The following is a 21,560-nucleotide window of genomic DNA, read 5'->3' as shown; positions in this document are numbered from 1 at the left end:
GCCGGCGGCGGTCCGCCGAAGCGGGCCCGCCGCTGAGTACAGATGAATTACAGATTCGAACGACCGGAGAGCTGCTGCTCTGCCAGCTGTACAAGACGTTTGGTGATGTAACCTCCCAGAGAACCGGTTTCGCGGGAAGTGTAGTTGCCGTAATAACCGTCCTGCGGGATGGTTACGCCCAGCTCCTGAGCGGCTTCATATTTCAGCTGCTGCAAAGCGGCGTTCGCTTGAGGCACGACCAGGTTATTGGAGCGGCTGCTGCGACCTTGACCTGCTTGACCCATGATTGTCACCTCCTTCGTCCGTTGTGAAGATAGTATGAGCGCAGGAGGGAGGAATCATGCACGGGTCAAGAGACTGTATCGTTTTCCAATTTATGTTAGATGTTAGATATTAGATGGCTTCCGGTTCGATAAGTTCGAGCATCGTGGAGAGCTCCAGCGTCTGCCCGGGATCCAGAGCAATCAGCCCGGTGAAATCGGCATTGTCCGATACATTCGGGGCGTCGGGCAGCCAGGTATACGGCTCAATGCACAGATACTGATCGGCAGGACCCTTGGTGTACAGCACCCAATGGCGGAAATAGCGCCGGTCTGCCGTATAGCGCAGGCCGTATCCGTCTTCCCGGAGCAACAGGGCTTCGGCCGGCTGATCGTCCCCGATTCGCAGCGGAGTATCAAAGTTGGTCCCCGAGAGACTCGAACTGCCGTTGTTCAGAGCTTCCAGTTCGCCCAAGGGCAGCAGGCGTCCGCTGGGAAGCAGATCCGCGCTCTGTTCGTAGATGCCCGAGACGGGAAGCTTCAGATGCCAGCGCTCCGGTTCGCCGTCGATCAGGAACCAGGTGTGATAGCCCATCCCAAAGGGAACGCTCCGCTTGCCGGCGTGCGTGACCCGAAGCGTCTGGGTAAGCGAAGCGCCCTGAAGACGGAGGGTCATCTCCAGCACAAGCGGCTCAGGGAACTGCCGAATCCAGTTCGGATCGTTCTCGGTGCGCAGTTCCGCCGTCAGAGCGCAGCCGTCCTCATCTTCCTGGATGTCGCTGACACACCAGGACTGGGTGCGGTGCAGACCGTGGATATGATGGCCGCCCGTGCCGTTGCGGTCGAACTGATACTCGTCTTCTCCGAACGCGAAGCGGCCGTCCCGGATCCGTCCGGGCGGAATGAGCAGCGGCACGCCGAAATGGTAAGGCTTCTGCATATAGAAGTCCAGGTCGCTCTCCTCCGGCCTGCGCAGCACCTCGCGCTGCCGCCGCAGATCCCGAATGGAGATTACATGGTTGCCAAGACGCGGCAGCAGTGTAACTTCCAGCTCGGAACTGTGCAGAATATAGGTGTCATAACCGTTCCACTGCCCTTTGGTTACCTGTTTCATCGCTCTTCATGCTCCTTTGGTTTCGTTCTCCCTATCATACCAGATTTAGACGGGACGGGAAGCCCGCCTGCGCTCGGGAGGGTTTGACAAAAGAAAAATGCAGTTCTATGATGAGTATAACTTCACCATTAGCACAATGCGATGACGGGGACAAGTAAGCGAGGCCAGGCAAGCCTCCAGAAAGCCGGTGGATGATGCGAACCGGCGGCGCTTCTTCGCCGAATGGACCCCTGAGCGCCGAGTCGAACGGAGAGAGATTTCCTGCGTAGACCGGCCGGTTCTTCCCCGTTACGGAAGCTGAAGGCCGCTTCGGTCCGCTGCTCTGATTGTTGGGGCGAGCAGGAGCCGGCGGCGAATAAGGGTGGCACCACGGTCTCACGTCCCTTTGCGGGAGTGAGGCTTTTTTGCGTTCCGGTCCAAGGCCGGATACGAACGACGAAAGGATGATCACGATGAAGAAAGTACTGTCCGGCATCCAGCCGAGCGGCAAATTGACTCTCGGCAATTACATTGGGGCCATGAAAAATTTCGTCAAGCTTCAGGATGACCACGACTGTTATTTTATGGTGCCGGATCTTCACGCCATTACGGTTCCCCAGGAACCCGAAGCGCTGCGTGAACAGTCCCAGGCCGTTGCGGCGCTCTTCATTGCGGCTGGCATTGATCCTGAACGCTCGCGGATCTTCATGCAGTCGCATGTGCCCCAGCATGCCGAGCTTGGATGGATGATGACAACGCTCACCGCAATGGGCGAGCTGGAGCGGATGACCCAGTTCAAGGACAAGGCGTCCGGCAAGGACTCTGTAGGAGCCGGCCTGTTCGTCTATCCGTCCTTGATGGCGGCGGACATCCTGCTCTACAACGCCGACCTGGTTCCCGTGGGCGAAGACCAGAAACAGCATTTGGAGCTGACCCGGGATCTGGCCGGTCGGTTCAATCACCGGTTCGGCGATTTCTTCACGGTTCCCGAGCCTTACATTCCCGAAGTCGGAGCGCGGATTATGTCGCTGGACGACGGCACGAAGAAGATGAGCAAGAGCAACCCGAACCCGGGCAGCTATATCTCGCTCCTGGACCCGCCCGATGTTATCCGCAAGAAGATCAGCCGGGCGACGACCGACTCCGGCCGGGAGATCGTCTATGATCCTGCCAACAAGCCGGAAGTGAGCAACCTGATGACCATCTACGCGGAGTGCACCGGACTCAGCTTGACGCAAATTGCCGGCGAGTATGAGGGCCAGATGTACGGCGGATTCAAGAAGAATCTGGCGGAAGCGGTGGTCTCCGTACTTGAGCCGATGCAGCAGCGGTATACCGAGATCCGCAGCTCCGGCGCGCTGCTCGATATTCTCGCAAGCGGAGCGGAACGGGCGCGGACCGATGCCGAAGCGACTGTAGCTGGCGTCAAGGAGCGCATGGGCTTCCTGCCCAGACGCTAGCCTCTCCGCCGTCTGGCCTTGATAATGAAGCCCCATCCGATATTCAGAATACAGACGGCTCCGAGCAGCAGAGCGGCCCATATCGAATACGCCAGCGCAATCGACGCCGCCGTAAGCAGGGCGATGGAAGAAACAGCGAACCAGAGCGACAATCCTTTTCCCACAGCGATTCCTCATTTCGGATCATAATGGCGGAATTTGAATTTCTCCCGCTACTATGAAGTGTAACAGACAGAGGCCCCCGTTCTCTACGCCTGCGCAGAGAACGGGGGCCTTGTTCATTGAGCGGCTCTCCTAGGAGCCGGGGCTGACGGCGAAGCGTTCGTCCAGCTTCTCGCTGCTCAGCCAGCCGACATACGTCTGCATCGGCCGGTAATGGCGATCCATGACTACAACGGCAACGAACGGAAACTGCTTGCGGTGCAAATAACGGACATCGCCCCAGCGCACAATATAACCGGAGGGAAGCTCTTCAACTTCCGCAACGGCGTATGAAGTGAAGTACAGAAAAGCCCGTACATCGGGGTGCTTCCGCGATTCCTCAATGGCCGGATGCTTCATGCCCTTCGAGTGCTTGATCCACTCCAGCCGTCCGCCTGCGAGTACGCCGATGTCATAGCTTCCGTCACGCCGGCATTTGACGATATTCCAGCGATGGAGCGAGATGGTCGGTATGGCCATATAACGATCGCCCGGCCCGTGGTCGTCCCGTCTGCTGATCCGCCGGGTCAGCCGGATATGAATCGCCGTCCGCCACATATAATACAGAGCGATTACACTGTAGAGCGTTACGAAGAGCGGGGCCGGCGGCACGAGGCCCGTGACCCATAAGGCAATGGCTGCCACATGGCTGCCGAAGATGAACGGGTCGAAGATATGGATAATATTGAGGGCAATCCAGCGCTCCGTGAACGGCCGCGCCGCCTGGGTCCCATAGGTATTGAAGATATCCGTGAAGACATGCACGACCACCGCCACCAGACTCCACAAGGCCAGATGAAGAATTTCATGGGAATGGCCAATGAATCCGAACAAGGGGGTCAGAACCAGAGTGATCAGCGCGGGCCACAGGAGCAGGAACGGCAGGGAATGGGTGATGCCCCGGTGATTCCGAATGTACACCGCGTTATTCTTCAGGCGCAGCGCCGTATCGGCATCGGGGGCCTGGGAACCGATAAGGGTCGCCAGCATGACCGCCGCCGCCAGCTTGTGATCCGAAGCAACGGCGGGATCAACGAACGACAGACCGGCGAGTCCGAAGCCCATGACAAAGTGAGTCGCGGTATCCATTTGGCAAAACTCCTTCTGAGTAGTTAAGGTTCACATGTTCCCTATTAATAACTACCCCATTTTTAATCCGCTTATAAGGCAATCGTCAAATTATTGTCTTCACGTAATTGTCAAATTCATGAACAAAGAAGGCGGTCTCTGTCAAAAGCATCGGCTGTTTGATATGATAAAGTTAACAGCGAGAGGCCGTTATTTTCAAAAATTCATGATAATTGTTATACCAAGGAGGAACCTGAACGTGGATAATCAATGGAGATACCAAGCCTCTTCCGATTCCGCGGCGGTGTCCGCCAAGCTGCCGCCGGAGAACGCCACATGGCGTGATTTCATCACTCTGACCAAGCCGGGCATCATCCGCTCGAATCTCATCGCCGCCTTTGCCGGCTTCTGGCTGGCTTCCGGCTGGCATGTACAGTACGGCCAACTGATTGTAACGCTGATCGGCACGATGCTGGTTATGGCTTCGGCCTGCGTATTCAACAACTATTTTGACCGGGATCTCGATACTAAAATGGACCGGACGAAGAAGCGCGGCCTGCCGGCCGGCAGGCTGAAGCCCCAGGTCGTCCGCCTGTACGGCGCTGCTCTGGGCGCAGCCGGGCTGGCTACGCTCTTTCTCGGGTCCGGCGTGCTCGCCGGTCTGTTCGGCATCTTGGGCATGTTCGTCTACGTCGTCGTCTATACGCTGTGGCTGAAGCGGACGTCCACCTGGAGCACTTCCGTCGGTGCAATCTCCGGCGCGATGCCTCCGGTCATCGGTTATGTCGCCGTTACGGGCAAGGTGGACCTCGGAGCGTGGCTGCTGTTCGCTATGCTGTTCCTGTGGCAGCCTCCGCACTTCTGGGCGCTCGGCATCCGGCGCAAGGAAGAATACCGCGCTGCGGGATTTCCTCTGCTGCCTGTTGTCAAGGGCGTGCGCCGCACGAAGCTGCAGATGATTCCGTATGTGGCGCTTCTTCTGCCGGTTCCCGTGCTGATGTACGCCTACGGATACGCCGGCATTTACTACCTGATTATTACTCTCCTGCTGTCTCTGGCCTGGCTGTACCTGACACTGAAAGGGCTCGGCGCCAAGGACGACGATGCCTGGGCCAAGCAGAACTTCTTCTTCTCCATTAATTACCTGACGCTGAGTCTGATCGCCCTTGTCCTCAATACCACTCCCCTGTAAGCGGGAGCGGAAGGCACCGGATACAAAGGCCTGTCCCGTTTCGCGGTTCCCGCGAATGCCGGAGACAGGCCTTTGTATGTTCAACTATAGGGCGGGACCTCCGGGTAGATGAGGAATTCCTCAAGCCCGGCTTTTTCCAGTTGAAGGAGATTATATTCATCGGGCGTTCCCTCCACCCCGGCATATCCGCGGCGGGTATAGATATGTTCGGCATCCGGGAAGACATCCCGGAGCATGCCGCGGATTTTGCGGCCGGAACTGTCGTTATCCAAATAGAGGTATACGTCGCGCGAGCCGACAGCACGGCGCAGTCCCTCGAGCTTGAGCGAATTAAGCGTACCGAATGTGCACAGAATCTCGATCTCGGGCCGGAGTACGCGGCGCAGCCGGCTTCGGTCGTTCTTGCCTTCTACAATAATGACGATGGACATACTCCTGGGATACCTCCGTCTGTGGAGCGGATGGAACTTCCGCGGGTTTTGTCCTTTATTGTACCCAAGCTTGCCCGTAATCGCCAACGGGAGGAACGCCGCTGATCATTCCCCGGGAAATGTCGGGATGTGACTCCGTGCGCTTCGCTGCTTGGGTCTCCACGCTAAAAAGGGCCCTGGCCCGGCACGATTCGTGCGGGACCAGGCTTTTTTAGCGGAAAAACTTGGGGAAATCTATACCCAGAACGTTCTCAGGATGATTACCAGCAGGATATAGAGCACCAGGATAACACCGGTCGAAGTGTAGAGCGAAGCTACGGGAGCCGGCGAAGGAGTGGGGCAGCAAGGGTTCGACATGCAAGTTCACCTCTTTCGTTTGCAGTGGGTGTTTACATCCTTATCATATGGAAATGGCGGAGAGGTGTTTGTGCCGCTGCCCAATTTGCCGCTCAAGTTTTAGGCGGGTCGTCCATCGGGGCCGGCCAAGAAGAAGTCGCGTCCGCACGCCGCGGCCCGCGGCAGCAGCATAAGCGCCGTCATGACCAGCAGGAAGGCCAGAAAATACGGGGAGACATAAGCTCGGAGCTGGCCGGCGGCTACGGGGCCGGCGAAGGAGCCGAGCGACATGGCAATGGACTGGAGCGAGAAGATGCGCCCCATGCGCCCTTCCGTTCCCAGCGAAATAAAGAAGGTAGCCAGGGCCGGGAACAAAATGCCTTTGGCGCAGCCCAGCAGAAACAGCACGGCCCCGGCAGGAAGGGCCGGAACGGCCGCCAGCGCGAAGAAGCAGGCCGCGAGTCCAAGCAGGGCGGATGCCATTCTCGGCGCAGGAGAGAAGCGGTTAAGGAACAGCAGGCTGAGAGTAACCAGCGCGCCTGCGCTCATCAGCGACAGCAGAACGCCGGTGGACACCATGCCGTCTCCGGCTCCCATCTGCGACAGGGGAAGCTCGAAGAACAGCATACCCTGGGAGCAGGAGATCAGAAAAGGCAGCAACAGGACGCGCAGCGGAACGGGAAGACGTCCTTCCCGTTCTTCGGGGTCTGGGGGCAAGATGGCGGCGGCAGATTCGGGACCGTTACCGGCGGCAGCCGCGCCTGAAGACGCATCTCCCGCTTCGGAGTGCGCAAGAGGCTGCGGAACTCTTCGGGCGGGGATGCTGAAATAGGCCAGCACACCGGTGGCGGCCATGAGCCAGCCCAGGCTCTGGAACGTTCCCGAGAAACCTGCGCGGGATACAATGTAGGCGCCCGCCGCCGGCGAGACGACGGAAGCCAGGGTATGGACGATGCCGTGGCCGGACATGTAGCGGCCCTGCTTCTCCCGGTCGCTCGAGAGGGAAGCGAGCAGCGTCATGCAGGCGGGCGAGAGGAACGCCAGGGCGAACCCGCTGGCTGCCCGCAGCAGGAGCAGATGCCACGGCAGGCTGGCATGCGCCTGAACCAGCAGAATAAGGCCGGCGGCGATGAGGCTGGCGACGATATAGCGGCGGCCGCCGCGCCGGTCGATCAGTACGCCGGCGAGCAGATTGCCGGGCAGATGGGTCAGCGAATACATGCCCATCATCCAGCCGATCAGCGCCGGACCCGCGCCCAGGGAGACAGCAAACGGGGTCAGAATCGGATACTGGGCGTGGATATCGAAGAAGGCGAAGAACAGGAACAGATAGAGCCACAGGGCGGTTCTCATCGGCATGAACGCTCCTTTCGGGCCGGATTCATCCGGCTGATACTTGTACTGTACGTGGGCCGGGGCCGGGTTATGTCCGGACATCGGGCTGCCTGCGGCCGGAAAAGCTACAGTGTTGTTACTCTTTCAAGAGCCAATGAATTATAGGGTTCGATGTTGTATAATAGGAACCATGACATGAATTGAATGGAATGGGGGCTGTTTCGAGTTTGTTCGACACACAAGTATGGTCACAGTTCCTGCGCGAGAACTGGATTATTATAGCCGTCGCGCTTGTGCTGCTGTTCGCAGTTATCAATCTGGTCAAAACGATGCTGAAATGGGCAATCGTCATCCTTATTGTGGCGGGGCTGTTCATCTACAGCGGAATTACGATAGATCAAATCGGCGGAGCCGTCAGCAAGGTGACGGACGGCACGGTCGATACGCTGAAGACCGAGGCCCAGGAAGTTATGCTGAAGGAAGCGCGCGATGCCGTCTATACGTCCAACGGAGACGGAACCTTCGTCATTACGACTCCGAACCTGAAAGTAACGGGAACGGCGGGAGACGATAAAGTGAATGTGACGTTCCGGGGCGTCAGTCTCGGCAAATGGAACGTCACCGATACGCTGAAAGGCTTCATTGACGAAGCGCGGAAGCATCCGGCTCCGGCCGGCTCCTGATGAGAGGGGCACCGGGTTCATGCTGAACGAAGCGTTGTCGAGTCTCAGGGAAGGCAATTGGGTCACGGTTGTTCTCGTGGCCATTGTGCTGCTGTCCGTACTGCAGGGCGCCTTCCGCGGCTTCAGCCGGTCTGCGGGAAGACTGCTCGGTCTTCTGGGCTCGGGACTGCTGACGGCAGCCTCTCTGGCGGGAGCGCTGCTCTCCGCAGCGCTGCTGTCCCCGCTGGTCAAGACGTGGGCGGAAGGGCGCACGGCTCCGGCCGGCGAGCTGTCCGGCTGGCAGGTTGTCTATTACACGGCGCTGTCGTCGCTGACGGCTTCGCCGCTGCTGCGCTTTCTGCTGCTGACGGCGGTATGCAGCATGGCGATCCGTCTGCTGCTTGCCCTGCTGCGTGTACCGCGGCCGGGCCGCCGCTTCGGCGCCGCACCTGCCCGGCGCACGCTGCCCGGAACGTTGGGCGGCGCGGGCATCGGGCTGTGCATCGGTGCAGTTCGCGGCGCGGTTGTCGTCGCGCTGCTCTACGTCGCGGCCGGCCTCGGCCCGGATACCGGCTTCGCCCGGTATGTGGAATCTTCGCCGGTCTACCGGCAGAGCGCGGATGCGCTCATCGAGCCGCTGGGCGGCCGGGCGGTCCGCCAGGGCTTGCCGGTCCTGACGAGAACGTTCGCCTCCGAGATGGACGGGATTCTCCGGCGCAAGTACGATCTTGTGGACCGGGACATCTCGGCTTCCATCGCGGAAGCGGCGGGCCAGATCGCCGGCAAGGGAAAGAATGACGAAGAGAAGGCGCGGCTTCTGTACGATTGGGTCGGCAGCCGGATCGCCTACGATCACGCCAAAGCGGAGAATTACGAGAAGAACGGAATCTGGAAGGAGCAGACGCCGCAGGATACCTTCGATACACGCGAAGGCGTCTGTATTGACTATGCCCGTCTGTATGCCGTCATGGCCCGCTCCCAGAACTTGCAGGTGCGGGTTGTTACCGGCCGCGGCTATGACGGCCGCGGCGGGTACGGACCCCATGCCTGGAATGAAGTCTACCTGGCGGAGCAGCAGCGTTGGGTCCCGCTCGACCCGACCTGGGCTCAGAGCGGGAACTGGTTCGATCCGCAGGATTTTGACAAGACCCATGTTCAGGAGAGCGTGCTGTGAGGCCCGCAGAATAGAATGGAGACATTTCAATACTTGGGAACAAAGGAGAGGGGAAAGTGAGCTTTTTCCGGAAGCAGGGCAACTCGCCGGACGAGGCCCCGGCCAAGAATACGCAGGGATTGCGGATTAATATTTTCTTCTTCAGCACGTTTGTCATTTTCTGCGTCATCATCATCCGGCTGGCCGTGCTCCAGTTCGTGGAGGGTCCGACTCTGACGGAAGTGGAGACGAACCGGGAGGTCAAGAAGGTTCCGCTGGCGGCGCTGCGCGGCACGATCTTCTCGGCGGACGGAGCGAAGCTGGCCTATTCCACGCCGGTGCAGTCGCTCTATATCACGCTGACGACGGAATATACGGCCAAGAAGACGGACAAGAAGACGAAGAAGGTCGATTATACGCCGGAAGCGAAGGCGAATGTGCAGAAGCTGGCTGCCGATCTGGTGGCGGTCTTCAATAAATACGGCGATAAGCAGGATACGCCGATAACCGAGAAGGATGTCATTGAGTCGCTGGATATGAACTACAAGAAGTTCAACGGCTATACGCCGAGACGGGTCAAGGCGGGGCTTAATGACAAGGAGGTCGCCTACTTCCTGGAACATAAGAACGAGTTCCCGGGACTGGAGATCGTCGAGGAGAATGCGCGCCATTATGACACCGACCAGACCGCAGTCCAGGCGGTCGGGTACGTCAAGCTGTTCAAGAACTCGAACAGTCAGAACATCTACAAGAATGTTCTCACTGCCATGAAGAAGGTCGATGCCGATCCGGGTCTCTCGTATAAAGACGACGAGCTCGTCGGTTTCGACGGGCTGGAGCTTCAATATCAGCGCGAGCTTCGCGGCAAGAACGGCTACCAGGAGGTCGCCGTAAATCCGCAGAATATGGCGGAGAATATTGAGGGAACCGTTCCGCCGGTCAAAGGCAATAATGTCTATTCCACGATTAACAAGAGCATCCAGCAGAAGACCCAGCAGGCGATCACGGATCAGATCAAGTGGCTGCACACGAATCCGGTGCAGGGCGAGCTGCATCCAAACGCCACAACCGGCTACGCGGTAGCCATGGAAGTCGATACGGGCAATATCGTAGCGATGGCGAGCATGCCGGATTATGATACGAACGCGTGGGCCAGTGGGACGATGAGTACAGCCGTGTATAAGCAGATTGAGACCTATTTCCAGAACGGAACGATTACTCCAAATGCTTCGGGCCGCTCCGGGCATGGGTTCCAGTCCTTGGTTCTGCTGGGTTCAACCATCAAACCGCTCAGCGTACTGGTGGGTCTAAATGAGGGACTCATCACGACTTCTACTGTATATAACGACACGGGCATTACTGAATTCGGCAAAGCCGGTCATGAGACGAAGGTGCGAAACTCCTCCAATCATGCCTATGGTTCCCTGTATCCGAGAACGGCCATCGAAAAATCCTCCAACGTCTTTATGGTGGATGAGATCGCGAAGAAGCTGTATCGAAAGTACAATAACGATCAGGACAGCCTCAATGTCTGGGATAAATATATGAAGCAATTTGGCTTAGGCGTCGAAACCGGGGTTGACCTTCCCAATGAGAGCAGGGGCAAGATCGATTACTTTGATTTAAAGTCGGCAGGCAGCGTACAGGCCGCCATCGTGTATGCCTCTTTTGGTCAGCAGGCCAAGTATACCGCTCTTCAGCTTGCCCAGTACACGGCGACCTTGGCTAATAAAGGGGTCCGGATTAAACCGAATATGGTCAGCAAGATCACGGATACCAACGGGAACGTGGTGAAGACATTCGGGCGGACCGTCCTTAACACTGTTGAAATGAAAGATTCCTACTGGAATGAAGTTAAGGTTGGGATGAACACGAAAGTGGATGCGTTCAATGGTTTTCCTTATGATTTTGCTCGAAAAACCGGGACCTCTCAGCAGGAATATTGGTCCAAGGGTCATAAGCAGGTCATCGACAACGGCGTCTTCATCGCCTACGCCCCGCGTGAGAATCCGAAGCTGGCTGTAGCCGTGATTATCCCCGAAGGGGGATTCGGATCGAGCAGCGCCGCCCCGGTGGCGCGGAAGATTTTTGACGCGTATGACTGGGAATACGGGCTGGACGGCGTGCCGAAGAAGACGCTGCAGACGAGCAAGGCTGCGGCGGAAGGCGGCGAAGGCGCAGCAACGGCCGGAACTGACGCCGGCGGCGGAACGCACTAGACGACACCTACTGAAGAAACGGAGTGGAGCCATTTTGAATACCGACTACCGCCTGCTGGCGCTGGATATGGATGGAACGCTGCTGAATGACGAGCAGATTATAACGCCCGAGACGGTCGCCTGGATTACCCGGGCGGTGGAGAAGGGGGTGCATGTGTGCCTCTCGACCGGCCGCTCCTTCCAGAACGCCTACCCCTATGCCGAGCAGCTTGGCTTGAAGACGCCGATGGTGACGGTGAACGGCAGCGAAGTCTGGCGCGCTCCCCATGAGATTTACCGCCGCTCGCTGATGGACCCGGCGCTTGTCGAGCAGATGCATGCGCTGGCGGTCCGGCATGGAATCTGGTTCTGGGCGTATTCGACGGAAAGGGTGCACAACCGGGAGAACTGGGTGAATGACATCCGGGAGAAGGAATGGCTGAAGTTCGGCTACTATACCGAAGACGACGGCATCCGCCACCAAGTGCTTCTCGCGCTGGAGGATATAGGGGGGCTGGAAATTACAAATTCTTCGCCGTATAATCTGGAGATTAACCCGCTCGGCATCAACAAGGCGGCGGGAATCCGGGAGGTCTGCGGTCTGCTCGGCATCGGGATGTCGCAGGTCATTGCGGTCGGAGACAGTCTGAACGACCTTGCAGTCATTCAGCAGGCCGGACTTGGCGTAGCCATGGGCAATGCCCAGGAGACCGTCAAGCAGGAAGCGGACGCTGTGGTCGCGGGCAACAACGAGGACGGAATTGCTGAAGTGGTGCGCAGGTTTATTTTTGGAAACGGGGAGTGACGAGTGATGACCGTACTGGGCTGGTTATTGATTATTGCACTGTTCCTGGTGGGCCTCGCGGGTGCGGTCTATCCGATCCTGCCGGGCGCGCTGGCGATTTATTTTGCCTTCTTCGTCTATGGCTGGTTCTTCTCGTTCGGTTCGTTCGGACCGGTGTTCTGGACGGTGCAGACCGTCATCGTCGCAGCGCTGTTCATCGCGGATTATGTGGTCGGGGCTTGGGGCGTCAAAAAATTCGGAGGCTCCCGCGCCTCCGTCATCGGCAGTACGATCGGCATCATTGCCGGGCCGTTCGTGATTCCGGCCTTCGGCCTCATTCTGGGTCCCCTGATCGGCGCCCTGGTCGGCGAACTGCTGGCCGGTTCGGATATTAAGAAGGCGCTTAAGGTCGGCTGGGGCTCGCTCCTTGGTCTGCTGACCAGCACGGTGGTCAAAATCCTCCTGCAGCTCGCCATGATTATTCTGTTCTTCATCTGGATCTGGCGCTTCTGAATTCCGGCCATGTTCCGCGGGGCACCCTCCGGCTCCCTTGTCACAAGGGAGCTATTTTAATGTAAAGAAGGCGAAACGTTTGTCCAAGAAGGAATCCTTTATCAAAGGCACCCTGATTCTGGCGGCCGCTGCGCTCGTCGCGCGGGCGCTCGGCATCTTCCAGCGCGTGCCGCTGGAGCATATCTTCGACGATACCGGCAACGCCGCATTCGTCCAGGCGAACAATGTATATCTGACGCTGCTGACGCTGGCGACCGCCGGCATTCCCAGTACGCTCAGCAAAATGGTGTCCGAGCGCTACGCGCTGAACCGGCCCGGAGAGGCGCGCCAGGTCTACCGGGCGGCGCTCTACTTCGGCGCCGGGATCGGCGTGGTCATGAGCGCGATTCTGTACATAGCCGCTCCGGTGTATGCCCGGCATACCGGCGTGCCGGAGAGTACGTCCGCCATCCGGGCGATTGCGCCCGCGCTGCTGCTCTTCCCGACCATCGCGATGATGCGCGGCTATTTCCAGGGCCGCAACAACATGGCGGCCGGCGGGATTTCGCAGATTGTGGAGCAGATTGCCCGCGTGGCTACGGCCATTCTGCTTGCCTTCATTCTGATGCGCCAGGGCTACAGCAATTCGGTGATGGCCGCAGGGGCCTCTTTCGGCAGCGTACTCGGAAGCGTGGCCGCTTTTGGCGTGATGATCTATTTTGCCGTGAAACTCCGGCGCGAGGATGCCGCCGACCGGCTGAGGTACGGGCAGGAGGAAGCCAAGCTTCCTATGCTGGGCATCTATAAAAATATTTTCAGCCTGTCGATTCCGATTGTTCTGGCTTCCATGACGATTCAGGCGGTCTATATGATCGACTCGTCGCTCGTGGTGCCGCTGCTGGAAGGGCAGGTTGGCCATGCGGATGCGCAGGGGCTGTTGTCGATCCTGGGGCAGAAAGCCCAGAGCATCGCCGGGATTCCGCCCGTACTGGCGATTGCGCTCAGCACGTCGCTGATTCCGGTCATCTCTGCGGCCTATGCCCGCCGGGACGAGAAGCATCTGAAGCGCCAGATGACGATGGCGCTGCGCATCGCGGTACTGACCGGGACGCCGATCGTGCTCCCGCTGGTCATCGCCGCTTATGCGGTCAACGGCCTGCTGTTCAAGACCCCGGAAGGCAGCGGCATTGTAGCGCTGCTGACACTGGGCACGATATTTCAAATTTCGATGACGACCTCGAACTCCATCCTGCTCGGAATGGGCAAATCGCGGATTTCCATGTTCTACGTGCTGGCCGGCATTATCGTCAAGCTGGTCGGAAGTATCGTACTGAGCCGGTTCATCGGCATTTACGGCATTATTCTCGCTACGGCGCTCTGCTTTATTGTCATCACCCTGCTCAATCTGCGGCTCCTCAAATCGATCGTTCCCTTCGAGATTATGGGAGGGCGCTGGGGCCGCTACGGTACGGCGGTGCTGGCCGCGGCGGCGGTCGGCTTCGGTCTGAACGAGCTGGGGCTCCTGCTGACCGGAGCCATGCCCGACCGGATCGCCTACCTTATCACCTGCCTGCTGGTGGGAGGCGGGGTCGTTCTCGTCTATCTGGTGCTGCTGATTGTGCTCGGCGCGCTGAGCCGCCAGGAGCTGGAGAGCTATCCCGGCAAGGTGCAGCGTCTCCTCCGGCCGCTCATGAAGCTTCAGCCGGCCCGGGTGCGGGGGGAGTAGACAGGCAGGGCCGGGAAGGGAAGGGAAGGAAGACGGTCCGGCAGAGTTGACTTCCTTCCTCCGTTTTGCTTCACTAGAGGGAATCCCATTCCAGACGAAAGGAAGATGACGTATGAATGCCATTCAATCTCCCGAGGAGTTTCGTTCGGCGATTGTGTCGCCCCGTCTGACCGTAGCGGTATTCAAAGCCGACTGGTGCGGAGACTGCAAGTTCATTGATCCCTTCATGCCGGAGGTCGAGGCCGCCTATGCCGATAAGCTGACGCTGGTCGAAGTGGACGTGGAGGCCGTAGGCGATGTCAGCCAGGAGCAGAACATTCTGGGCATTCCGAGCTTTGTGGCCTACACGGAAGGCCGGGAGCTGGTGCGCTTCGTCAACAAGCTGCGCAAATCGCGGGAAGAGATCGAGAGCTTCCTGAACCGCGCGGTCGAAGTATATGAAGCCGTAGAGAAGGCCTGACCGTCCCGGCGGGTCTGATCTTTGCCGGAAGCAGGCGAACGGCGGATGGTGCCCATCCGCCAACAGGCATGAACGGGGGCCTTCGGACCCCCGTTTTGCTGTGTTCAGGGGACCGATAGAACCCGGAAGCGCGGCGCTCCGGTCCCGGAGAACATTCAAATTTCAGATTTGCCGGATGCCGGTCCCGAGATTATCGGTTATAATGGAAACGCATTAGATTTGTCGTAATTTCTCGAATCAATGAAACCTTGAACAGGCGGGATGAACCATGACGTTGAGGCAGTTGAGCAGCTGGAGCGGACTGACCTGCCTGATAATAATCGCCGCGCTGGTGGGCCATGCAGCGGGCGGAGAAGGAAGCGGGGAGACGCTGATCTCCGGTGCGGGCTTGGCCGCGAGTGTGCTGGCGGCGCTGCTGGCGGCCGTTGCCGCTGCGGCGGTGCGGGGCTGGAACGCCCCGGACCGCCGTTCTCTGCGGAAGCGGGCCCGCCTGGCGCTGAGCCTCGCGGCCGCGCAGGGCATCCTCGCGGCGCTTCTTGGCGCCGCAGAGCCGCCGTCGGCCGTCCGGGCGCTGCTTCCGGCCCTGCTGCTGGCTGCGTTCACGGCCACGCTGCAATTGAACCTTAGGCTGCGCAGACTTGTCCGGGAAGAGCGCGGCGCAGGCGAGCCCGGCGCTTCCGCTGGCCATGCGCGTGCAGCCGGGCCGGGGGTTCCGGCCGCGCTTCCCCGCCCGTTCCGCAACCTGGTGCGGGGAACAGCCGTATACGCCTATGTCGCCGTCTATATCGGCGCTTACGTCCAATCCGCCACGCCGTCCGGCTGTGCCGGCTGGCCGTTCTGCGAAGGACAGGCGATCCCCGAAGGGTCCGGAGATAACCGGATGGTATGGATTCACCTCGCCGCACAGCTGCTGCTGCTCCTGCTGGCTGCGCTGGTGGGCCATCTGGCGTTCTGGAACTACGGCCAGGGCCGCCCCGGGCTGCGAAGACTTGGACTGGCGGCTGCCTTGCTAAGCCTCATGCAGCTGCTGGCTCTCGCAGCTTCCGCGTTCGCGGCAGACGAAGGATTGCACCGTCTGGCTCTGGCAGGCCAGGCTCTTCTGCTGGCCGGGTGGTTCAGCGTGATCGCCTGCCTGGATGAGCGGGCGTCAACGGGTCGTTTCGGCTGATCCGAAGCGGCGGATGGAGAAGGATTTGAGGAGGAACCATATTGGGATACGCGAATGTGCGACAATGGATTGAACAGCTGCAGAAGGACAAGGACCTGGCGATTATCGATGCGCCGGTCGATCCGTATCTGGAGCTGGCTGAAATACACCGCCGGGTAATTGCGGAAGAAGGCCCGGCTCTGCTGTTCACGAACGTGAAGGGAACGCCGTTCCCGGTGGCCACTAACCTGTTCGGCACGGTAAGACGCGTGGATCAGGCGTTCGGACCCCGGCCGGAGGCCTTGATGAAGGGGATGATGGGCGCGGTCGAGACGCTGCTGCCGCCTACGCCCATGGCGGTCTGGAAGGAGAAGGGGCTGCTGTGGGATCTCCTGAAGGTGGGCATCAAGAATGTGCCGCAGGGAGAAGCGCCGGTGCTCGGCGTCTGCCGGAATCAAGACCCGCTGAAGGACCTGCCGCGGGTAACCAGCTGGCAGGAGGACGGGGGGCCGTTCGTTACCCTGCCTCTGGTCTATACAGAGAGCCCGTCCAATCCGAAGGATCACAATCTGGGCATGTACCGCATCCAGATTTATGATGACAGCACAACCGGGGTTCACTGGCAGATTCACAAAGGCGGCGGCTTCCATCATCACGAAGCGGAGCTTCGGAACGAGCCGCTGCCCGTATCGGTCTTTGTCGGCGGACCGCCGGCGCTCGTGGCTACGGCAATCGCGCCGGTGCCGGAGCGCATGCCGGAGCTGCTGCTGGCCTCCCTGGTCCTTGGCGGCCGGCTGCCGATGGTCAAGGACCCGATGGGCGGACACCGGATTCCGGCGGAAGCCGAGTTTGCGATCCGCGGCCTGGTGCCGCCGCATGAACGCCGGCCTGAAGGTCCGTTCGGCGACCACTACGGCTATTACTCGCTGAAGCATGATTTTCCGGTCATGCATGTGCAGCGCATGTGGCACCGCAAGGACGCCATCTACCCGGCGACGATCGTCGGCAAGCCGCGCCAGGAAGATTATTACCTCGGCGATTTCCTCCAGCGGCTGCTGTCTCCGGCCTACCCGCTGGTGATGCCGTCGGTGCACTCGCTCTGGGCATATTCCGAATCGGGCTCGCACACGCTGGCGTCCGCGGTGGTCCGGGAGAGCTATTCCCGCGAGGCGCTGGTCTCGGCCTTCCGCATTCTGGGCGAAGGCCAGCTGTCGCTGACCAAGTTCCTCGTTCTGACGAACCAGCCGGTCGATCTCGCCGATTGGCCGCATCTGCTGGAGACGGTGCTGGAACGCTTCGATCCGGCGGTCGATCTGTTCATCTTCAACAAGACGTCGCATGATACGCTGGATTACACCGGCCAGAAGATGAACCACGGCAGCAAGGGCGTCATGATGGGCGTCGGTGCCAAGATCCGTGAGCTGCCGCGGGTCTATGAAGGCGGGAACCTGCCGGGCATCGCGGACGCCAAGGTGTACTGCGGCGGCTGCCTCGTCGTCTCGGGACCGTCCTACACCGAGGACCCCGACCTGCCCGAGCGGCTGATTCCGGCGCTTCAGGCCGGGCAGACCGAATGGCCGCTCGTTATCCTGGTCGACAACGCCGCCGAGACGGTCCGGACACAGACCTCTTTCCTCTGGACGGTGTTCACGCGGTTCAACCCGGCGACCGACATCTACGCGGAGTCGACCGTGCGGCATCATCACATCGGCTACAAGCTGCCGATCGTCATCGACGCGCGCATGAAGCCGGGTTATCCGGACGAGCTGTTCCCGCGGGAGGACATCGTGGAGACCGTCGACCGGAGATGGAAGGAATATTTTCCGAACGGACTGAACGCTTAGGACGCCGATTCGGGCAAGATAAGCCGATTGCTTCACCGCCTCTACCCCCCACTACGAACCGTTAAGGAGGAAGACCGATGCTGCGCATACTGCTGGGTGAAGCCCCGCGCGTGAACGAAGGCCCGCTGGCCGATGCCATCAACGCGATGGCCGAACAGGCGGCGGCGCTCCGCAAGGAGATGAACCGCCAGGGAGACCGGAACCATGAATCCCGGGAGATCGAGATCTGGACCCGGGGGCTGATTACGTCTCTGGACGAGCTGGAGCAGAGCTGGTTCGCCGCCGCTCATTTCCGCCGCTCGGTCCGGGCGGGATTCGTGGACGAAATGACGCCCGACGAGCAGGGCGAGTACGCGCGTTATGTGTATTTTTACAAGAACGGGTTCATCCGGGTCTTCTCCCTGCTGGACAAGCTTGGTACGGTGCTGAACAGCCGGTATGATCTCTGCACTTCGGCGCTCAAGCCGCATTTCTCGTATTTCACGGTGCTTCGGCAGCTCCGGACGCGCAAGGAGCTTGCCGACCTGTCCGACGAGCTGGAGGGCATCCGGAAGGAATACCGCGATGCGCTGCAGAAGTTGCGGAAACGCCGGAACGCCGAGATTCACTATATGAACTCGGAAATGCAGGACGATCTGTGGCAGCGGCACCAGGGACTTGAGGAACGGATTGCGCTGGAGGATCTGGACGGCCATCTGGAGGATCTGCGGCAAGGGCTTGAGATGGTCTGCCGGACCTTGGCAGCCGCCTACCGGTATATGGGGAACCAGCGGCATAGCTGAAATTTCCTTTTGACAAAATCCGCGGCCTTCTCTATACTAAGGTCACCAATTTCATACACCAATCTTATCAAGAGCGGCGGAGGGACAGGCCCGATGAAGCCCGGCAACCGATCTTCGGACAACAAGCGCACAAGGCGCGGTTGGAAGAAGGTGTCATGGTGCTAATTCCTGCACAGGACGGACATTCCGGAACGTGCGCAGATGAGAGAGGGCTGGAGCTATTCTGAATGGAACAACAGCCTCTTGCGATTCTGGCGACGGAATCCGCAAGAGGCTTTTTTTGAGGTGCGGCATGGAGCAAGAGGAGGAGCAGGATGATTGAGTTAAAAGGGTTAACCAAAGTATACGGACGGGGCTCAGCCGCCCAGACCGCGCTCTCGGGCGTGGATTTGTCGATTCGCCAGGGGGAAATCTTCGGAGTGATCGGACATTCGGGCGCCGGCAAAAGCACGCTGATCCGCTGCATCAATCTGCTGGAGCGGCCGACGGAAGGAGAGGTACGCGTCGGCGGAATCGACTTGACCAAGCTCGGCAGACGCGAGCTGCAGGAGCGGCGCCGCAAGATCGGCATGATCTTTCAGCATTTCAACCTCCTGTCGTCGGCGACTGTCTATGACAATATTGCCTTCCCGCTGCGGCTGACCCGCACGCCCGGCAAGGCCGTGGAGACGAAGGTGAACGAGCTGCTGAGTCTGGTCGGTCTCGCCGAACACGCGGACAAGTATCCCGCCCAGCTCTCGGGCGGACAGAAGCAGCGGGTCGGCATCGCCCGGGCGCTGGCCAGCGAACCGGATGTGCTGCTCTGCGACGAGGCGACCTCGGCGCTGGACCCGCAGACGACGGATTCCATTCTGGCGCTGCTGCTGGACATCAACAAGCGGTTCGGACTGACGATTGTCCTGATTACGCATGAGATGCACGTGATCCAGAGCATCTGCGACCGGGTAGCCGTTATCCACGGCGGCGGCATTGTGGAGCAGGGCGAAGTGGCAAAAGTATTCCTGAAGCCGCAGCATGACGTAACCCGGGAATTCATCCGCAGCGAAGCGCGCGACGGAGGACCGCTCCAGGCGGCCATCGCCGCCGGAGGAGCGGACGGTTCCAAGGCGGCGAAGATTACGTTCATCGGCTCGCGGACCTATGAGTCCACGCTGTCGAGAACGGCGTCCAGGACCGGGGTGCATTTTGCCATTCTGCAGGGGACGATCGGTACCATTAAGGAAGAGCCTTACGGTCAGCTGACCGTGCGCTTCGAGGGACCGGCGGAAGCCATCGGAGAGACGATGGCCGAATTGACCCGGCAGGGTCTGGATGTGGAGGTGCTGAACTGATGGGAGGGCTTGATTTTTCGCTGGTGGATTGGCATGAAATGTGGGTAGGCACGCTGGATACGCTCAAGATGATGGGAGCCTCTGCGGTTTTTACAATAATTCTTGGTTTACCGCTCGGAATTGTGCTATATTTATGGGGACGATCTTCTTCACCGGCCATTCGGGCGGTCTACACGCTTCTGTCGGTGCTGGTGAACATTCTGCGGTCCGTGCCGTTCATCATTCTCGTAATTGCGCTGATTCCTGTCAGCCGGGCGATTGTGGGCACTGCCATTGGGGTGCTCGGCGTGATTCCCGCTCTCGTGATCGGAGCGGCGCCTTTCTTCGCGAGACTGGTCGAGACGTCGCTGCGCGAAGTGGACCGGGGCGTCATTGAAGCGGCGCAGGGGATGGGCGCCTCCACGCCGCAGATCGTCTTCCGCGTTCTGCTGCCGGAAGCGCGGCCGTCTCTTCTGGCCGGCATTACCATTACGGTAGTTACCTTGGTCAGCTATACGGCAATGTCCGGCATGGTCGGAGGCGGCGGGCTCGGCGATCTGGCTATCCGTTACGGCTATCAGCGCTATGAAGAAGAAGTCATGCTCGTTGCGATCGCGCTGCTGGTCATCCTGGTGCAGCTGCTTCAGATGATCGGCGACCGGCTCGTCCGGCATTATACCCGCAGATAAGGTTCAATTTATATATAGAGATCCTTATTGAATTAACCTAGGAGAAGAGGGGAATTATTCATGAAGAAAATTTCATTGTCACTGCTCAGTCTCGTTCTGCTTGTCGTTCTGGCCGCCTGCGGCAACAACAATGCCGGCAACAACAAGGAGGCCAGCACATCGCCGGCCGCCGGTTCGTCGTCCAGTCCAAGCACGGCTCCAAGCACCGAGCCGGTCAAGCTCGTGATCGGCGCCACTTCCGTGCCGCATGCCGAAATTCTGGAAGCCATTGCGCCGCAGCTTGAAGCCGAGGGCGTGAAGCTGGAGATCAAGGAATTCACCGACTACGTGCTGCCGAACACACAGCTGGCCGAGAAAGAGCTGGACGCGAACTTCTTCCAGCACAAGCCTTATCTGGACGACCAGAACCAGAAGAACGGAACCGATCTGGTGCCGGTGGTAGCCGTCCATGTCGAGCCGTTCGGCGCTTACTCCAAGAAGATTAAATCCGTGGACGAACTGAAGGACGGAGCCAAGGTCGCCATCCCGAACGATGCCACCAACGGCGGCCGCGCGCTGATTCTGCTGGCGAAGAACGGTCTGATCAAGCTGAAGGACGACACCAATATTCTGTCCACGAAATCCGATATTACCGAGAATCCGAAGAACCTGAAGATTGTCGAGCTCGAGGCCGCTACACTGCCGCGCATGCTGGATGAAGTGGATCTCGCGCTCATTAACACCAACTACGCGCTGGATGCCAAGCTGAATCCGACCAAGGATGCCCTGTTCATCGAATCCGGCGATTCGCCGTACGCCAACCTGCTGGTGGCCCGCCCGGACAACAAGGATTCCGATGCCATCCAGAAGCTGGCCAAGGCCCTGACTTCGCCGGAAGCGAAGAAGTTTATTGAAGACAAATACCAGGGAGCCATTATTCCTGCGTTCTAATCCTGGT

22 protein-coding genes and 1 riboswitch are annotated in these 21,560 nt (G+C 59.5%); of the genes, 15 read left to right on the top strand and 7 right to left on the bottom strand.

What is annotated here, in order from left to right:
• Positions 1 to 47: 47 nt before the first annotated feature.
• Positions 48 to 284 carry an alpha/beta-type small acid-soluble spore protein gene (locus tag RBI05_RS14615; protein ID WP_150456264.1) on the bottom strand — a complete coding sequence of 79 codons (237 nt, stop codon included), beginning with the start codon at positions 282 to 284 and terminating at the stop codon, positions 48 to 50.
• A 109-nt stretch (positions 285 to 393) separates the two neighbouring features.
• Positions 394 to 1,374 carry an aldose 1-epimerase gene (locus RBI05_RS14610; RefSeq protein WP_310551646.1) on the bottom strand — a complete coding sequence of 327 codons (981 nt, stop codon included), beginning with the start codon at positions 1,372 to 1,374 and terminating at the stop codon, positions 394 to 396.
• A 452-nt stretch (positions 1,375 to 1,826) separates the two neighbouring features.
• Between RBI05_RS14610 and trpS the strand changes: the two genes are divergently transcribed.
• Positions 1,827 to 2,813 (top strand): tryptophan--tRNA ligase, encoded by a 987-nt coding sequence (gene trpS, locus RBI05_RS14605; protein ID WP_310551645.1) that lies wholly within the window; start codon positions 1,827 to 1,829, stop codon positions 2,811 to 2,813.
• Here trpS and RBI05_RS14600 read toward each other — a convergent pair.
• Both RBI05_RS14600 and RBI05_RS14595 read right to left on the bottom strand, forming a co-directional pair.
• On the bottom strand, positions 2,810 to 2,977 hold the full coding sequence (locus RBI05_RS14600; protein ID WP_310551644.1) for a hypothetical protein: 168 nt from the start codon (positions 2,975 to 2,977) through the stop codon (positions 2,810 to 2,812). The two genes, trpS and RBI05_RS14600, sit on opposite strands and share 4 nt — an antisense overlap.
• 130 nt (positions 2,978 to 3,107) lie before the next feature.
• Positions 3,108 to 4,103 (bottom strand): metal-dependent hydrolase, encoded by a 996-nt coding sequence (locus RBI05_RS14595; RefSeq protein WP_310551643.1) that lies wholly within the window; start codon positions 4,101 to 4,103, stop codon positions 3,108 to 3,110.
• Positions 4,104 to 4,341: 238 nt separating this feature from the next.
• Between RBI05_RS14595 and cyoE the strand changes: the two genes are divergently transcribed.
• Positions 4,342 to 5,274: a heme o synthase gene (gene cyoE, locus RBI05_RS14590; protein ID WP_150456260.1), complete on the top strand. Its 933-nt coding sequence runs from the start codon at positions 4,342 to 4,344 to the stop codon at positions 5,272 to 5,274.
• Between the two features lie 80 nt (positions 5,275 to 5,354).
• Here cyoE and RBI05_RS14585 read toward each other — a convergent pair whose 3' ends face one another.
• The 3 genes from RBI05_RS14585 to RBI05_RS14575 all read right to left on the bottom strand — a co-directional run bounded on the left by RBI05_RS14585 (position 5,355) and on the right by RBI05_RS14575 (position 7,394).
• A complete protein-coding gene (locus RBI05_RS14585) occupies positions 5,355 to 5,705 on the bottom strand; it encodes a DNA primase (protein WP_310551642.1) in 351 nt (116 codons plus the stop codon).
• Between the two features lie 234 nt (positions 5,706 to 5,939).
• Complete coding sequence (locus RBI05_RS14580) at positions 5,940 to 6,062, bottom strand: hypothetical protein (protein WP_263406083.1); 123 nt, start codon at positions 6,060 to 6,062, stop codon at positions 5,940 to 5,942.
• Between the two features lie 99 nt (positions 6,063 to 6,161).
• On the bottom strand, positions 6,162 to 7,394 hold the full coding sequence (locus tag RBI05_RS14575) for an MFS transporter (protein WP_150456258.1): 1,233 nt from the start codon (positions 7,392 to 7,394) through the stop codon (positions 6,162 to 6,164).
• 209 nt (positions 7,395 to 7,603) lie between these two features.
• Between RBI05_RS14575 and RBI05_RS14570 the strand changes: the two genes are divergently transcribed.
• From RBI05_RS14570 to RBI05_RS14510, 13 genes are all read left to right on the top strand, one after another.
• On the top strand, positions 7,604 to 8,059 hold the full coding sequence (locus RBI05_RS14570; protein ID WP_310551641.1) for a hypothetical protein: 456 nt from the start codon (positions 7,604 to 7,606) through the stop codon (positions 8,057 to 8,059).
• A 19-nt stretch (positions 8,060 to 8,078) separates the two neighbouring features.
• Positions 8,079 to 9,212, top strand: coding sequence for a transglutaminase domain-containing protein (locus RBI05_RS14565; protein ID WP_310551640.1), 1,134 nt, complete (start codon positions 8,079 to 8,081; stop codon positions 9,210 to 9,212).
• Between the two features lie 56 nt (positions 9,213 to 9,268).
• A complete protein-coding gene (locus tag RBI05_RS14560) occupies positions 9,269 to 11,410 on the top strand; it encodes a peptidoglycan D,D-transpeptidase FtsI family protein (RefSeq protein WP_150456256.1) in 2,142 nt (713 codons plus the stop codon).
• A 34-nt stretch (positions 11,411 to 11,444) separates the two neighbouring features.
• Entirely contained in the window at positions 11,445 to 12,194 is a 750-nt protein-coding gene (locus RBI05_RS14555; protein WP_310551639.1) for a Cof-type HAD-IIB family hydrolase, read from the top strand.
• A 6-nt stretch (positions 12,195 to 12,200) separates the two neighbouring features.
• Entirely contained in the window at positions 12,201 to 12,686 is a 486-nt protein-coding gene (locus RBI05_RS14550; RefSeq protein WP_150456318.1) for a DUF456 domain-containing protein, read from the top strand.
• Between the two features lie 79 nt (positions 12,687 to 12,765).
• On the top strand, positions 12,766 to 14,391 hold the full coding sequence (locus tag RBI05_RS14545; protein WP_310551638.1) for a putative polysaccharide biosynthesis protein: 1,626 nt from the start codon (positions 12,766 to 12,768) through the stop codon (positions 14,389 to 14,391).
• Between the two features lie 112 nt (positions 14,392 to 14,503).
• The gene (locus RBI05_RS14540; protein ID WP_310551637.1) at positions 14,504 to 14,851 is read left to right on the top strand and encodes a thioredoxin family protein; all 348 of its coding nucleotides are present in this window, start codon (positions 14,504 to 14,506) and stop codon (positions 14,849 to 14,851) included.
• 268 nt (positions 14,852 to 15,119) lie between these two features.
• Positions 15,120 to 16,019: a hypothetical protein gene (locus RBI05_RS14535; RefSeq protein WP_310551636.1), complete on the top strand. Its 900-nt coding sequence runs from the start codon at positions 15,120 to 15,122 to the stop codon at positions 16,017 to 16,019.
• Positions 16,020 to 16,060: 41 nt separating this feature from the next.
• Entirely contained in the window at positions 16,061 to 17,842 is a 1,782-nt protein-coding gene (locus RBI05_RS14530; protein WP_310551635.1) for a UbiD family decarboxylase, read from the top strand.
• Positions 17,843 to 17,919: 77 nt separating this feature from the next.
• Entirely contained in the window at positions 17,920 to 18,624 is a 705-nt protein-coding gene (locus tag RBI05_RS14525) for a Cthe_2314 family HEPN domain-containing protein (RefSeq protein WP_150456250.1), read from the top strand.
• Positions 18,625 to 18,685: 61 nt separating this feature from the next.
• Positions 18,686 to 18,832: riboswitch (SAM riboswitch) on the top strand.
• A gap of 106 nt (positions 18,833 to 18,938) precedes the next feature.
• The gene (locus RBI05_RS14520) at positions 18,939 to 19,955 is read left to right on the top strand and encodes a methionine ABC transporter ATP-binding protein (RefSeq protein WP_310551634.1); all 1,017 of its coding nucleotides are present in this window, start codon (positions 18,939 to 18,941) and stop codon (positions 19,953 to 19,955) included.
• Positions 19,955 to 20,623 carry a methionine ABC transporter permease gene (locus tag RBI05_RS14515; protein WP_310551633.1) on the top strand — a complete coding sequence of 223 codons (669 nt, stop codon included), beginning with the start codon at positions 19,955 to 19,957 and terminating at the stop codon, positions 20,621 to 20,623. The genes RBI05_RS14520 and RBI05_RS14515 overlap by 1 nt, the downstream gene beginning before the upstream one ends.
• Positions 20,624 to 20,683: 60 nt before the next feature.
• On the top strand, positions 20,684 to 21,553 hold the full coding sequence (locus RBI05_RS14510; protein ID WP_150456247.1) for a MetQ/NlpA family ABC transporter substrate-binding protein: 870 nt from the start codon (positions 20,684 to 20,686) through the stop codon (positions 21,551 to 21,553).
• The last annotated feature ends 7 nt before the right edge of the window (positions 21,554 to 21,560 follow it).

The organism is Paenibacillus glufosinatiresistens (genome assembly GCF_031470375.1).
GTDB classification, from domain to species: Bacteria; Bacillota; Bacilli; order Paenibacillales; family Paenibacillaceae; genus Paenibacillus_AQ; species Paenibacillus_AQ glufosinatiresistens.
Note: the sequence above shows the minus strand (reverse complement) of the source record. Positions and strands in the feature narration are given on the sequence as shown.